This window comes from Afipia sp. P52-10 (genome assembly GCF_000516555.1).
In the GTDB taxonomy this organism is placed as follows: Bacteria; Pseudomonadota; Alphaproteobacteria; order Rhizobiales; family Xanthobacteraceae; genus P52-10.
Window position 1 is genome coordinate 140,599 of record NZ_AZSJ01000004.1, and the last position, 13,707, is coordinate 154,305.

General features: G+C 62.1%; 13 protein-coding genes. 2 read left to right on the forward strand and 11 right to left on the reverse strand.

Annotation, left to right across the window (positions count from 1 at the left end):
- Window positions 1-27: 27 nt before the first annotated feature.
- From X566_RS15610 to X566_RS15625, 4 genes are read right to left on the reverse strand one after another with little or no spacing between them, the layout of a single operon-like run.
- On the reverse strand, window positions 28-1,026 hold the full coding sequence (locus X566_RS15610; RefSeq protein WP_034469166.1) for an ABC transporter ATP-binding protein: 999 nt from the start codon (window positions 1,024-1,026) through the stop codon (window positions 28-30).
- Complete coding sequence (locus X566_RS15615) at window positions 1,023-2,006, reverse strand: ABC transporter ATP-binding protein (protein ID WP_034469167.1); 984 nt, start codon at window positions 2,004-2,006, stop codon at window positions 1,023-1,025. The genes X566_RS15610 and X566_RS15615 overlap by 4 nt, the downstream gene beginning before the upstream one ends.
- Before the next feature lie 8 nt (window positions 2,007-2,014).
- Window positions 2,015-2,929: an ABC transporter permease gene (locus X566_RS15620; RefSeq protein ID WP_034469170.1), complete on the reverse strand. Its 915-nt coding sequence runs from the start codon at window positions 2,927-2,929 to the stop codon at window positions 2,015-2,017.
- A 3-nt stretch (window positions 2,930-2,932) separates the two neighbouring features.
- The gene (locus tag X566_RS15625; protein ID WP_034469172.1) at window positions 2,933-3,910 is read right to left on the reverse strand and encodes an ABC transporter permease; all 978 of its coding nucleotides are present in this window, start codon (window positions 3,908-3,910) and stop codon (window positions 2,933-2,935) included.
- Between the two features lie 317 nt (window positions 3,911-4,227).
- Here X566_RS15625 and X566_RS15630 point away from each other — a divergent pair, with 317 nt between their 5' ends.
- Window positions 4,228-5,274: a LacI family DNA-binding transcriptional regulator gene (locus tag X566_RS15630; protein ID WP_051444234.1), complete on the forward strand. Its 1,047-nt coding sequence runs from the start codon at window positions 4,228-4,230 to the stop codon at window positions 5,272-5,274.
- A gap of 55 nt (window positions 5,275-5,329) precedes the next feature.
- Entirely contained in the window at window positions 5,330-6,139 is an 810-nt protein-coding gene (locus X566_RS15635; protein WP_034469174.1) for an SDR family oxidoreductase, read from the forward strand.
- 16 nt (window positions 6,140-6,155) lie between these two features.
- Here the strand turns inward: X566_RS15635 and X566_RS15640 are convergent, their stop codons facing one another.
- From X566_RS15640 to X566_RS15670, 7 genes are all read right to left on the reverse strand, one after another.
- On the reverse strand, window positions 6,156-7,109 hold the full coding sequence (locus X566_RS15640) for a zinc-binding dehydrogenase (protein WP_034469178.1): 954 nt from the start codon (window positions 7,107-7,109) through the stop codon (window positions 6,156-6,158).
- Window positions 7,110-7,159: 50 nt separating this feature from the next.
- The gene (gene chrA, locus X566_RS15645) at window positions 7,160-8,557 is read right to left on the reverse strand and encodes a chromate efflux transporter (RefSeq protein WP_051444235.1); all 1,398 of its coding nucleotides are present in this window, start codon (window positions 8,555-8,557) and stop codon (window positions 7,160-7,162) included.
- Window positions 8,558-8,566: 9 nt separating this feature from the next.
- Window positions 8,567-9,385, reverse strand: coding sequence for a sulfurtransferase/chromate resistance protein (locus X566_RS15650; protein ID WP_034469182.1), 819 nt, complete (start codon window positions 9,383-9,385; stop codon window positions 8,567-8,569).
- A gap of 115 nt (window positions 9,386-9,500) precedes the next feature.
- A complete protein-coding gene (locus X566_RS15655; RefSeq protein ID WP_034469185.1) occupies window positions 9,501-10,211 on the reverse strand; it encodes an EthD family reductase in 711 nt (236 codons plus the stop codon).
- Window positions 10,212-10,362: 151 nt separating this feature from the next.
- The gene (gene hutX / locus X566_RS15660) at window positions 10,363-10,863 is read right to left on the reverse strand and encodes a heme utilization cystosolic carrier protein HutX (protein WP_034469750.1); all 501 of its coding nucleotides are present in this window, start codon (window positions 10,861-10,863) and stop codon (window positions 10,363-10,365) included.
- Between the two features lie 28 nt (window positions 10,864-10,891).
- Window positions 10,892-11,230 (reverse strand): antibiotic biosynthesis monooxygenase, encoded by a 339-nt coding sequence (locus X566_RS15665; RefSeq protein ID WP_034469188.1) that lies wholly within the window; start codon window positions 11,228-11,230, stop codon window positions 10,892-10,894.
- A 123-nt stretch (window positions 11,231-11,353) separates the two neighbouring features.
- On the reverse strand, window positions 11,354-13,696 hold the full coding sequence (locus X566_RS15670; RefSeq protein WP_034469191.1) for a TonB-dependent hemoglobin/transferrin/lactoferrin family receptor: 2,343 nt from the start codon (window positions 13,694-13,696) through the stop codon (window positions 11,354-11,356).
- Window positions 13,697-13,707 lie beyond the last annotated feature (11 nt).

Below are 13,707 nucleotides of genomic sequence, written 5' to 3' on the forward strand. Positions count from 1 at the left end.
CGTAAACCTGCTCAAACCTTCGCACTGTCAGGCGGTGTCGTTGAGATGGCACGCCGACATCCAACCCGGAGCGACCTCTCGCAATTGCGGCACCTCCTCGCGGCAACGCGCAAACGCGTATGGACAGCGTGGGTGAAAGTGACAACCGCGCGGCGGATCGATCGGACTTGGAATCTCGCCCTCCAACGGGGCGAACGCATGCTTTCCCGCCTCCACCCGCGGCATATTGGCAAGCAAAGCCCGTGAGTATGGATGGCTGGGTGTCTTCAACACGACTTCGGCTGCCGCAATCTCCACCACGCGACCGAGATAAAGGATCGCGACGCGGTCGGCGATGTGCTGCACGACACCGAGGTCGTGACTGATGAACAGGTAAGCGAGGCCGAAATCCGCTCGCAGCTTCATGAATAGGTTGATCACCTGGGCCTGGATCGAGGCATCGAGCGCGGCAATCGCTTCGTCAGCGACGATCATGCGCGGCTTCACCGCAAGCGCACGCGCAATGCCGATGCGCGCTCTCTGACCGCCGGAAAACTGATGCGGATAACGATCCGCATAGACCGGATTGAGGCCGACCGTCTCCATCAGCTCCTGCACATAGGCATGGGCCTTCGCCGCCGGTACGATCCCGTGGAACACTGGCGCCTCACCGATGATATCTGCAATCCGCAAGCGCGGATTGAGCGACGACATCGGGTCCTGGAAAACCATCTGCACCGACAGGAATGCTCGCTTGCGCTGGTCTCGATCGAAAGCGGCGCGATCTTTGCCCTCAAATAGCACGGCACCGTCGCTCGCCTCTTGCAGGCCGGCGATAATGCGGCCGAGCGTCGATTTGCCTGAACCGGACTCGCCGACGAGACCGACCACCTCACCCGGCGCAACCGCAAGGTCGACCCGATCCAGCGCATGGATCACCGTATCCTTGCTACGCACGCCGAGTAGCGCGGCAATCCTGCCTGCAAGATCGGGCTTGCGCACGAACCGCTTGGAGATTTGGCGGGTTTGGATCACGGGTATCGTCACGCGGCAACACCCGCAGCCGCAAGAGGATTGTGGCAACGCAACCGCCGCTCGTGCCCCGCATCGGTTTCCGCCGGCGCCACCTGCCGACAAATGTCGAGCGCACGCGCGCAGCGCGGTGCAAACGCACACCCCGGCGGCAGCGCCAGCAACGACGGCGCGGCACCGGGGATCTGGTTCAGCGGCTTTCCGCGTGGGTTGCGCGCCGGCAGCGAACTCAGCAGGCCGCGTGTATAGGGATGTCTCGGCGCATTCAGCACCTCCACCGTCGGCCCCTCCTCGACGATACGTCCCGCATACATCACCGCGATGCGATCCGCGAGCTCCGAGACTACGGCGAGATCGTGGGTCACCCAGACGATGGCGGTGCCCGTCTCCGCAGCAAGCTTCTGCACCTGCGCCACGATCTGCGCCTGGATGGTCACGTCAAGTGCGGTGGTCGGCTCGTCTGCGATAATCAGCTCGGGGTTGTTCAGCAGCGCGATCGCAATCGCAACACGCTGGCGCATACCCCCTGAGAACTGGTGCGGATAGGCGCTCAGGCGCTCCTCGGGTGACGGAATCCCAACGCGGCCAAGCGCATCGCGGCAACGCTGGCGCGCGAGTTCAGCCGGAACCTTCTCATGCGCGAAGATCGTCTCCATCATCTGCGTATCGATCCGCAGCACCGGATTGAGCGTCATCATCGGATCCTGGAAGATCATCGCGATCTTGCGCCCCCGCAATGCTCGCCATTGCGCCTCGCGCGCACCGACCAGTTCCTGCCCGTCGAGGCGGATCGAACCCGCAACAATACGGCCGGGCGGATCGATCAGGCCGAGAATAGACAAGCCCGTCACCGTCTTGCCCGAACCCGACTCGCCGACAACGCCGAGCACCTCCCCGCGCCCGACGGTAATGTCCACGCCATCAACGGCGGCGATCACGCCGCGGCGGGTCAAGAAATGCACCTTGAGATCGCGAACCTCGAGAACCGCCGTCATACAGCACCTCATGCCTTCAGACGCGGGTTCAGCAGATCGCGCAAGCGATCGCCGACGAGGTTGATGGCGAGAATTGTCAGCAGCAACAGCAGACCGGGATAGACGCTGATCCAGTATTTGCCCGAAAGGATGTATTTGTATCCGTTGGCGATCAAGAGCCCCAGTGAGGGCTCGGTGATCGGCACACCGACGCCAAGGAACGACAACGTCGCTTCCAGCGAAATCGCATGTGCGACCTGGATGGTCGCCACCACCACCAGCGGCGGCAGACAGTTCGGCAACAGATGACGGAAGATGATGCGATGCGCGGGCAGCGCCAGGTTCTGCGCCGCATCGATGTACTCGCGCTGACGCTCCACCAATGCGCCGCCACGGATCGTGCGCGCATAGTAGGCCCATTGGACAGCCACGAGGGCGATGACGACCTTGTCGATTCCCTTGCCAAGCAGCGCCAGCAGGATCAACGCAATCAGGATCGCTGGAAACGAGAGCTGCAGATCGACGACCCGCATGATCGTCGAATCGATCCGGCCGCCGAAATAGGCCGCCGTTATGCCGAACGTGACGCCAATCGCGAGCGCGAGTGCGGTGGAGACGATGCCGACAAAGAATGACAGCTTCAGTCCGTAGAACATGGCAGACAGCATGTCGCGACCCTGGTCGTCCGTACCGAGCAGATAGAGCCTGCCCTCCATCGAGCGTTCGCCGGGCGCTAGCATGTTGTCGAAGATGGATATCTGCGACAGGTCGTACGGGTTCTGCGGGACGATGAGCGGCGCGAGCAGCGAGACCGCGATCAGCACCACGACGATCGCCAGCGCCGCCATCGCGATCCAGCTTCCGCAATAATCGGCAGCAAAACGTGCAAACGGCGTTTCGATATCGACGGTGGGAGGCGCAGCCTTGACGCTGAGATCGGACATCGCTCAGTTCCCCGTATCCGAAAGGCGGACGCGCGGATCCAACACCGAATAGAGGATATCGACGACCAGATTGATCAGCGCAAATAACGCCACGACGATCATCAGATAGGCGACGATCACCGGCCGATCGAGCCGCGCAATGGAATCGATCAGGAGCTTGCCGATGCCGGGCCAGGCGAACACGCTTTCGGTGACGACGGCGAAAGCGATCATGGAACCGAGTTCGAGGCCGAGCACGGTAACGATCGGGATCAGGATATTCTTCAGCACGTGCACGCCGAGGATGCGCTGCGGCGACAGACCCTTGGCGCGGGCAAAGCGTACATAATCCTGCAGCATCGCTTCGCGCGTTCCTGAATAAGCGAGGCGGATCACCAGCGACACCTTGTAGATGGCGAGCGTCAAAGCCGGCATCAGCAGGTTCGGCCAGCCGGCCGGATTGAGCAGCGACAGCTCGACGCCGAACAGGCTGCCGGTCGGTCCGCGGCCACCGGCAGGCAGCCACTGCAGCGTCACGGCGAAGCAAAGAATCAGCATGATGCCGAACCAGAAGTTCGGCAGCGAAAAGCCGACGATCGAGCCGGTCATGATGGTCCGGCCGAGCCAACTCTCACGTCGCAGGCCGGCGATGACCCCCAACGGAATGCCAACCACGATCGCCAGCGTCAGAGCCACGAACGCAAGTTCCATGGTCGCAGGCAGACGCTCGAGGATCAGCCCGACGGCGGATGTCCCATGCACGAAGGACGTGCCGAGATCGCCCCTGGCGAGATCCAGCAGGAAGATCAGGAATTGCTGCCAGAGCGGTTTGTCGAGACCGAGCCGCTCGATCGCTTGCGCCCTTTCGATCTGGTCCGCATCCGGCGCGAGCAGGACGTCGATCGGATTGCCGATCAGGAACACACCGAGAAAAACCAGGGCTGCCATCGCGAGGATGACGAAGATGCTCTGCCCGATGCGCCGGATCAGGAATGCGACCATTGCCTGCTCCCGGCGGCGCTCGGATCGCGAACCGCCAGTCGGACGCGGGTCACCTCGCGCGCCCTGCTATATTCACGTTTGATCCTTGCGGTATCCACCCTTGCGTACCCTACGGTCCGGGATCATCCCCTATCGTTGCACGGGTCCTAAGCCCTGCGCAACGATCCGGGCGATGTACCAGCACGAAACGTGCCAACCTTTTTGGCGAAGGCACGAAAGCGCATCTCGCGCTGCGGAAACCTTAAACTGATTTCCACATGTACAGGGTTTCACCTGTAAGCTAGAAGCGCCGGGGTCTAGACGAACGAACAGGAACGATGGCTGCTGGGCGGCGAACGATCAAGGATGTGGCGAGACTTGCAGGGGTCTCGCTGGGCAGTGCGTCACGCGCCTTGAGCGGCGCCGACAACGTCTCGGAAGACACGATCGCCCGGGTCAAGCGGGCAGCGGCCTCGCTGCGCTATCAGCCGAACCATGCAGCCCGCTCGCTGCGGTCCCGCTCGACCAAGACCATCGGCTGCATGTTCGCGGACATGACCAATCCGCTCTATGCCAAACTCTTCGATATGCTGGAAACCCGGCTGGAGCGGCAGGGTTATATGACTCTGATCTCCAACACTTCGAACCAGCTCGACCGCGAAATCCGTTCGCTGAAACTGCTTGCCGAGCGCGGTCTCGACGCGCTGATCGTCGCTCCCGCGCACGAGCGCAATCGCGAGCTGAACGATCTCCTTGCCCAATTGCCAATGCCGTATCTGGTGTTGGACCGGGAGGTTCTGGTCAAGGCAGATACGATCCTGTTCGACCACGCCGGCGGACTCACTCAGGTTGTCGAGCATTTGGCCGGGCTCGGCCACAAGCGGATCGGCCTCGTCACCGCCAATCTCAAGAGCCGCCCGGGCCGCCGCCGCATCTCCGCATTCAAGAGCGCGATGCGCGCCCAAGGATTGAAGATCCTCGAGGAGAATCTGGTTCTGCCACCGACCTCGATGAGCTCCGTCTACGACAGTGTCATCGAAATGCTGTCGCGCAAGGATCGTCCGACGGCCATCGTCGTGCAAGGTACCGGAATTCTCTCCTCCACCCTGAATGCGATCGCGACGCTCGGCCTGCGCATCCCCCGCGATCTATCGCTGGTGAGTATCGGCCGCGCCGATTTCATCCAGAACCACGTACCCGCCATTTCAACACTTCGGGTCGATTACGAGCGGTTGTCAGACGAAATCGCGGCACACCTGTTCGAGCGCCTCGGCAATGGAAACGGCCACACGCGCAAGCAGCAGCGACTGCGACGGCTGTTTCCTTACGTGTTCGAGGCTCGCGCCTCGACGGCTCCGCCACGCAAAGCGCCGGATTCCGCGTAAGCGGATCATCACCAACACCGGTCAGAGAGCCGGAAGCGACAAACAGGAGAACCACATGAAGGTTAAAGACAAGGTCGTCGTCGTCACCGGCGGCGCCAAGGGGATCGGTAGGGCTCTCTGCGAGCGCTTCCATCGCGAAGATGCGAAGACGGTGATCGTTTCCGACATCGATATCAAGGAAGCCGAAGCCGTGGCGGCTACGATCGGCGGCGCCGCCTATCGCACCGATGTCACTAAGGAGGAAGACATCGTCCACCTCGTCAACGATGTGGAGCAGCGGTTCGGCCCGATCGACCTGTTCTGTTCGAATGCCGGCGTCGCCACAGGCATGAACCCGCTGACCGAGAACGCAGGCGGTGACAGCAACGATTTGTGGACGTTCGCCTGGCAGGTCCATGTGATGGCCCACGTCTACGCAGCGCGCATCCTGATCCCGCGCATGAAAGCCCGTGGCGGCGGCTATTTCCTGCAGACGATCTCCGCCGCCGGCCTGCTGTCGCAGGTTGGCAGCCCGGTCTACTCGACCACGAAGCATGCGGCCGTCGGCTTCGCCGAAAGCCTCGCCATCACCCACAAGGCCGACAACATCCGCGTATCGATGCTGTGCCCGCAGGCGGTGGATACGCCGCTGCTGCGCGCCGTGCCCACCGGACCGCAATCGCGTGATGGCATCTTGAGCGCGGAAACCGTGGCCGATGCAGTGATTGAGGGGCTGGACCGGGAGGCGTTCCTGATCCTGTCGCACAAGGAAGTCGCAGGCTATATGAAGTTCAAGGCGGATGACTATGACCGCTGGATCCGCGGCATGAACAAGCTGCAAATCTCCTCGCGCGAACGCGCGCAGGCCCAGGCTGGCCAGCAATAACGACGCACTATATCGACTACGAGACGTGCAGGACGGCTTTGCCGGTAAACTTGCGGTCCATGAGATCGGCGGCAACCCTGCCGATCTCATTCCATGATGTCTCCACTTCGATCTGCGGGGTGAGCAGCTTGCGCTGCACGAGATCGGCTAGTAGCGCGAGCCCGGTCCCGGCCCGCTCCACCCGGGCGAGCTCATCGAAAATGATCAGGCCATAAAGCTTGACGCCGCCGATCCGGAAGAAGTTGCCGCTCTCGAATGTGGCGGTGGGCGCTTCGGAGACGCCGAAAGTGACGCAGGTGCCAGTGTTACGCAGCATGGTCAGCGCCGAAGCCAGGGTTTGGCCGCCAACGGAATCCAGGATCAGGTGAAACGGTCCGAGCGATCTTGCGCTTTCGAGCGATGGACCGACCGCCACGCCACCGTTGCACCAACGCTCGACCGATGCGCGCAGCTCCGGCCGCCGGACATGGCCGCAAACGATGGCGCCGGATGCTGCCGCCAATTGCACGGCCAGGTGGCCGACGCCGCCACTCGTTCCATCCACTAGCACCTTCTGGCCGAGCAGCAAGCCGCCCTGCCGGAGTGCGTGCAGCGCAGTCAGGCCTGCCACTGGCAGCGTCGCCGCCTGAGCATCGCTCACTCCGTCCGACAGCACGGCCAGCGCATGGGCGGGTACGCGAACCCGCTCCGCCCAGGCGCCCCCAAGCAACAGGCCGACCACACGGGCGCCGACCGGCGGTCCGCCACCTTGCTTGGCCGCTTCCTCGACCACGCCCGCAAAATCCCAGCCTGGCCGGGCGCCAGGCTCGGAGGCGGTCACCGCGCGTTTGACCTCGCCCCGGTTGAGCGAGATCGCCGTGACGCGCACCGTCACATCGGTGGCCCCCGCCGGCGCAAGCGGTGTCGGTTGGATCGATAGACGTCCCGCCGCCTTGGCATCGACGACGACCGCCCTGACAGTGTCGGACATGGATGTTTCCTCTTTGCTCTCACCGATATGCGCTGTATCCGCTCCCGAGCTTAGGCTGGCAGCTGGCCGAACAGCAGGCCCGCCATCGCGCACGCCCCCAGCGTCGGGATCATGCCGACCTTGAAACGCAGCATTGCGATCATCGCCGCTACCGCCAACAGCGCCGCTCGCCAATCCGCCGAGGCCAGCACCGGAATATCCGGTCCTAAACCGAATATCTCGAATGGCCGAACCTCACGAAAAACCACATGTAGCGCGAACCACAGCGCCAGATTCATGATCACGCCGACGACAGCCGCGGTGATCGCTGACAAGGCGGCTGAAATCGCCCGGTTGCCGCGCAAGGCCTCCACATAGGGCGCGCCCAGAAATATCCAGAGGAAGCACGGCGCAAACGTTACCCAGAGAGTGAGGGACGCACCGAGACAGCCCGCCAGGAGCGGATCGAGGCTTCCAGATGCACGAAACGCGGCGAGGAAGCCGACGAACTGCAGCACCAAGATCAGCGGCCCTGGGGTCGTTTCCGCGAGACCCAGACCATCCACCATCTCACCCGCGGCCAGCCAGCCGAAATTATCCACTGCTGCCTGCGCGACATACGCCAGCACGGCGTAGGCGCCCCCGAAGGTGACCACCGCCATGGTCGAGAAGAACGCACCAATTTGCGTCCAGACACTGTCCGCCCCGGTGGACAGCCACAGCAGCAGGAGCGGTCCAAGCCACACTGGCAGCCAGACGCTGAGGACCCCTAGCGCTCGCCTCAGCGACGGGTCGGTATGGCCCAGCTCACCGCGCTCGAACATCCCATCGACGACACCCCCGCCGTCTGACGCGACGCCACCTGCACCATGGCCGGTATCGAGGAACAATCGCGGCGCCGCGTGGCTGCCGACCCAGCCAATCAATCCCGCGAGCAGGACGATCAGCGGAAACGGGATGTGGAAGACATAGATCCCGACGAAAGCGCCAAGCGCAATCGCGATCATGGCCCGGTTCTTCAGGGCTCGCCGCCCGATCCGCAGCACCGCCTCCATCACCACCGCCAAAACCGCGGCCTTGATACCCAGAAACAGCGCGTCGATCAGCGGCACCGACCGATAGAAACCGTAAAGAATACTGAGGCCGAGCATCACGACCGCGCCAGGCAGCACGAATAGGATGCCGGCGACGAGACCACCCGCCGTGCGATGCAGCAGCCAGCCGATATAAATGGCCAGCTGTTGGGCCTCCGGACCTGGCAGCAGCATGCAATAATTCAAAGCGTGCAGGAACCGCCGCTCGCCGATCCAGCGACGCTTCTCCACCAGTTCCGTATGCATCAGCGCGATCTGGCCGGCAGGCCCGCCGAAGCTCAAAAGACCGATCTTGGCCCAGACCCTGGTTGCCTCAGCGAAGGTTGGCGCGGCGGGTATACCGGCGGCGGTGTCTGTCGCAGCGGTGATCGACATCGCGACTCCTTACGCCAATTTCTGTACCGAAGGCCAGTTGTGCGTCTCCTCAGTCGCATCCCGGCTCCAGCGGTAGAAGGCATCATAAAGCAGCATACCCGCATCGAGCTGTTCGAGGTCGTCGCGATACATCCGCGACAGACCGAGTGATGCGGCAAGGAAACCTGCCGCCTGCGGCGCGAGATCGAGCCGCGCCGTATCTGCCGCTCGCACGATCAACGCCAACCGGCCCAACGCCTCCGACGTAAGTCCAAATTCCTCGATCATGGTGTCGAAGGTGCAGCGTTCGCCACGGTGGCTCCAGAACACATCGTCGATATCGAACGGCGTTGCATGGAAACGTTCGGCGACATCAAGCACCTCCGACGACGCGACGAACAGAAAGACGGCGCTCGGATCGACGAACCGGCGGATCAGCCAGGGACAGGCCATGCGGTCCACCTTCGGACGCGCACGCGTGACCCAGACTGTATACCCAGCCACGTCCCGCTGCGGCAGCTTGTCGGAATTGACCAACAGGCCCTTGGCTGCGCGCCAACCCTCGAATCCTCCTTCCAACGTCTCGGCCTTCGCTCCCAACTGACGCAGCCATGCCGCCGCCCCCTGGCTGAGCTTCAATCCTTTCTGGCAGACGACGACAACGTGATGACCAACACATTCGGTGGCCCACTCGGCCACCGTCAAGGCATCCCGACGGACAGCGCCCGGCAACAACCGCGGATCGCCTTTGAAGTCCTCCGCGGAGCGGACGTCGATGATGGTCGGCGCCGTGGACAGCCCGACCAAGCGAATCAATTGCGATATGGTGATTTCTGTATTTGACGGCATGAGCGTCCATCCCGTGATTGGGAGTATGGACGCGATGTTTGGGCTGCCGCCTCACGGGGTAATCGCGATCAACCCCTTGAGTGCGATCTTACGCGCAACGCTCCTGAACCGCAAGCTATGCCGCCGCGCTAGCCTGCACCGGTACGATCACCCGCTCTTCCAGCAGCACGCTGCGGATATGACCGATGAAGGTTGAACCGTGCGCGAACCAGGCCTTGCCTTCGTCCGACGCGACCATCCGCGCGCGCGATTGCGGACTGTCCCACCAGCTTTCCGTGAAGCCATCGACCGGACCATCGAGCTTAAACGGAGCGATGTCAGCGCGAAATTGCTCCTCGACCACCTCCGATAAGGTAAAGCCCCGCAGCTCAGGTACCGCCTGCGCCATCGGCGCGTGAATGTCGCGCCACTCGTGATGAAATTGCTCGGACGTCAAACCGTCTCGACGCTTGATCACCGATAGCGTCTTGTAACGTGGACGGTTTGCTGACAAGGGCACGACGGCGTACTCCTTGGTCACGAACATACGGATGCCGCCGATAATGGTGCCGCCGTCTGCATGCCAGCGTTTGCCTTCCGCCGATGCACCGGCGGCTGCCCGCGCCTCCAGGCTATCGAACCATACTTGCGCAACGCCATCGAACTCACCCATCGGCAGAACCGAAACATCGGGACGCGATTGCTGCTCGACAATGGCGGACACCGCGTAACCCCGCAGCCCGGGCACCGCATGGCACATCGGCACATGCACATCGAGCCAATGCCGGACGAAATCCTCACGCGACAACCCCGGTTTCCGCGCCAAAAACGAAATCGATTTGATCAAGGCAGCCTCCCGTGTTCTTGTTGCTGAAAGGCTAGCACAGGATGCGATCGCGTCCACAGACGATGCATACAAAAAACGGCCGGTGCCGCACGCCGGCACCGGCCGTTAAGCCAATCGGCGCATTGCGTTCTGCGCCAGGGAATAACTTGAATTAAGTCAATGACGCCGCCAGTTTGCGGAAGCGTTCAAGTTGATCCGCCTTCAATTCGCGGTTCTCGTCACGCCCGACGAACACTTTGAACATGATGCCGCCATCAACGTTAAAAAATGCGATGAACGCCGACGATTTGCCGAAGAACGGACGCTCGACGAATGCAACACCACCACAGCGTTCATGGCGCAAGTGTCCATGCAACCCCTTCGGCTGCATCAGGTTGAAGTAGCCGCGGCCGATCTCGCCGCGTGGCACCGCGCCGGAGAATTCGAAGATCGCATCATCTGTATGCACGATCAACGTGACATCGCCCCATGCGGCGATGTCCTGCATGACCGGGACGAACTGGTCGCCCTTGCCGACACGGACCATGCCTTCCGGAAGTGCCTCGATCACCGCCCGTGGCGTCACCTTGCGGTCACGCGCGACGTCTTCGATCACCGCACCGGTGTTGTCGGCCATGAATGCCTTCAGTTCGGCAAGATCGGTGCTCAACATGATCATTCGTCCTTTGAGATCAGATGGATCAGGCTGCTGCGCTGGTGTTGCGCTGGGTCTGCACCACCTCGAAGCCCTCGAACTTCGGATGTTCGAGATAAAGCGAGCCGGACGAGGAGTCGTTGCCAGCACGGGCATGCGCCTTGCGGAACTCCTCGGACTTAGTCCACGCCTCGAAGTTCGCCTTGCTCGACCAAACCGTATGCGACGAATACAGCGTGTGGTCTTCCGCCTCAGGGCCTTTCAACAGATGGAATTCGACGAAGCCCTGCATACGGTCCAGATACGACTCCCGGCTCGCCCAGACGTTCTCGAACGCGCTCTCCGATCCCTTTTTGACCTTGAAGCGATTCATCGCGATGAACATGAAAGTCTCCTGATGTTGCCCGTATTGTTGGGTTTCTTTTACGTCTGAATAGGAAAGAATGAAAGAGCCACGCCCGACGCTGGCGTGGCTCTTCAGCGTTTTCTCGCTGTCTCAAGCCTTCATTTATGCTCCGCCGAAGTGGAATCGCGCTCCCAGCTTGAAGACGCGACCTGGCGCCGCACTCGCCCAAAGCACGTCGTTCTGGCTTGATGTGAAGTCCGCCGCACGCGGAACGGCGTAGGGCCGATAATACTCGTTGAGGATGTTATCGACCGAGAAGTTCACAGTGACGTCGCGGTGCGGCTTATAGGTGATATAGGCATTGAGCAGATCGTACGATGTGCTGGCCAGATAGGTCACCGGGATCTTGGTGTTGGCCTCCACCGATGTCCACTGCATGGCGATCACCAGCTGGTTCTCCAGCAACCGCACGCCGGCTGTGGTCGTAATCTTGCGTGGCTGCACGGTAACGAGGCCGATACCGGTCTGCGTGTTCTCGCCACGCTGGAACGTGGCCGACACGCCAACGAACCAGCGATTGGCATCGTAGAAGGTTTCCGCCTCGAAACCCTCGATGCGGGCGTGGGCGATGTTCTGATATTGGAAGTACAGGTTCGGCACTGGCGGTCCAGCGAACTGCACGCCGTCGATATAGTCGCTGACGTCGTTGCGGAACACGTTGAACTTCGCACGCACCGAGTCGCCTGCAGTGAAGAGATCATTCTTCTTCACGTTGATGCCGAATTCCTTGTTCTTGCCGACCTCCGGTCGCAGATTAGGATTGGGCAGGAAGCAGAAGAAACCGCGCGAGCCGTCCGCGCAGCGCGACGTATCGCCCTGCCCCGGCCCCGAGGCAACGTGTGAACCATCGACCAATGTCTCGGTGATCGACGGCGCGCGATAGCCTTCGGCATAGCTGACATAGGGCGTGACCACATGGGTCGGCAGCAATGCCAGCGTCACCTTCGGCGAAAAACGGTCGCCATCCGTGGATATGGCTCCCGAGCTCAGATGATAGTTATCGTAGCGGACAGCGCTGACGAGATCGAACCAGTTCGCGTAGCCAACCTTCCACTGGGCGAAGGCTCCGGACACGGTGCGACGCCCGCCCGGCGTCGTCGCGTTGGAGTTACCGCTGAAATCCGTCGTCTTCACGTCGTCCTGGAACAAATCGCCGCCATAGGTGACCGCGTGCCGCCAGTCGCCATGCTCGAAGCGCGAGGTATTGTGCAGATCGAAGCCGAGGGTATCGATCACATAGCTACGTGAATCGCCGATGCAGCCCGAGATCGCGTTGCCTGGCAAACCGCGCAACGCGCAGGCCGTCCCGAACGCGGGAGCCGTAGACGTATGGGCAATCTTGGTCTGATCGCTCTCGGTGCGATTCCAGTAGATCTTCGCGTCCCAGTCGAACAGCTTGTCCTCGGGGCGCTGATACTTCCAGCCAAGGCTCGTCTGATAGTTCTTGACGTTGGTGGCGTAGATTGACGTGCCGTTGCCTGCGGTGCCGGGCTGCGAGAACGGCAAGCCGAGCGCACGCCGCGGCTGGCCGACGTCGTAGTCGAAATCCTGGAAGATACCGCCGAGCTTGATCTCATGGCCGTCGGCCGGACGCACGGTCGCCTTGGCGATCGCGCTGCCGGTCTTGTTGGCGGAGTTCTCCACCGTCACGCCCATGCCGTCCTTGTAGTTCGACTGCGCCGTCCACGAACCGCCCGCAAACAGGTCGACATTCGGATTGACGCGCACGCCGCCGAACCCCGACACCATGCCACGCATGTTGTTCGTGCCGCCCATCACGCCCCATTCGGTGCCCCAGCGCTCGCCTGGACGCACGACATCATCGATATCCTTTGTGCGGAACGAGACCACGCCGCCGATCGCGCCTGAGCCGTAGATATTCGCGGTCGGGCCGCGCACCACATCGACGCCGCCAACCAATTCCGGATCGAGGAAGAACTGACCGTTCGCACTATGTGCCGTGCGCTGGTAGTTCTGGCGCGCACCGTCAACGACCACAGCGACGCGGCCGAAATCCTGCAGGCCGCGAATGTTCACCGAAGTCGCCGGATCGTCACCGCGGTCCTGCAACGAGACACCAGGAACTGCATACAGAACGTCGCCGAGACGTTTCGGCTGGATGCCCTGAATCTGTTCGAGCGTGACGACACTTACCGGCGCGAGCGCATCGACTGCCCGCTCTTCGGTTTTGGTGGCGGCGACAGTAATGGTGTCGAGCGACTGGGTCGAACCCTGCACCTGGGCATTGGCATTCAGCGCCTGCGCAGGCACGACTTGTGCGACCTGTTGCCGCTTCTTGCGCTTGGCGCTGCTTTGTTTTGCGCTCTGCGTCGCCTGCGTCACTTCGCCCTGCTGAGCGAACCCCGCTGAACTGCAGCAGACACCGACCGCAAACGCAGACACGCCTACAAGGAGCGCGCGCGCGCTCCTGGCCCCATTAGCCATCGTCAATTCCC

Coding starts and splice junctions, on each gene's coding strand:
- X566_RS15635 (WP_034469174.1), top strand. CDS start 5,330: ATGAAGGTTAAAGACAAGGTCGTCGTCGTCACCGGCGGCGCCAAGGGG.
- X566_RS15615 (WP_034469167.1), bottom strand. CDS start 2,006: ATGACGGCGGTTCTCGAGGTTCGCGATCTCAAGGTGCATTTCTTGACC.
- X566_RS15650 (WP_034469182.1), bottom strand. CDS start 9,385: ATGCCGTCAAATACAGAAATCACCATATCGCAATTGATTCGCTTGGTC.
- X566_RS15665 (WP_034469188.1), bottom strand. CDS start 11,230: ATGTTCATCGCGATGAATCGCTTCAAGGTCAAAAAGGGATCGGAGAGC.
- X566_RS15640 (WP_034469178.1), bottom strand. CDS start 7,109: ATGTCCGACACTGTCAGGGCGGTCGTCGTCGATGCCAAGGCGGCGGGA.
- X566_RS15620 (WP_034469170.1), bottom strand. CDS start 2,929: ATGTCCGATCTCAGCGTCAAGGCTGCGCCTCCCACCGTCGATATCGAA.
- X566_RS15625 (WP_034469172.1), bottom strand. CDS start 3,910: ATGGTCGCATTCCTGATCCGGCGCATCGGGCAGAGCATCTTCGTCATC.
- hutX (WP_034469750.1), bottom strand. CDS start 10,863: ATGTTGAGCACCGATCTTGCCGAACTGAAGGCATTCATGGCCGACAAC.
- X566_RS15630 (WP_051444234.1), top strand. CDS start 4,228: ATGGCTGCTGGGCGGCGAACGATCAAGGATGTGGCGAGACTTGCAGGG.
- chrA (WP_051444235.1), bottom strand. CDS start 8,557: ATGTCGATCACCGCTGCGACAGACACCGCCGCCGGTATACCCGCCGCG.
- X566_RS15670 (WP_034469191.1), bottom strand. CDS start 13,696: ATGGCTAATGGGGCCAGGAGCGCGCGCGCGCTCCTTGTAGGCGTGTCT.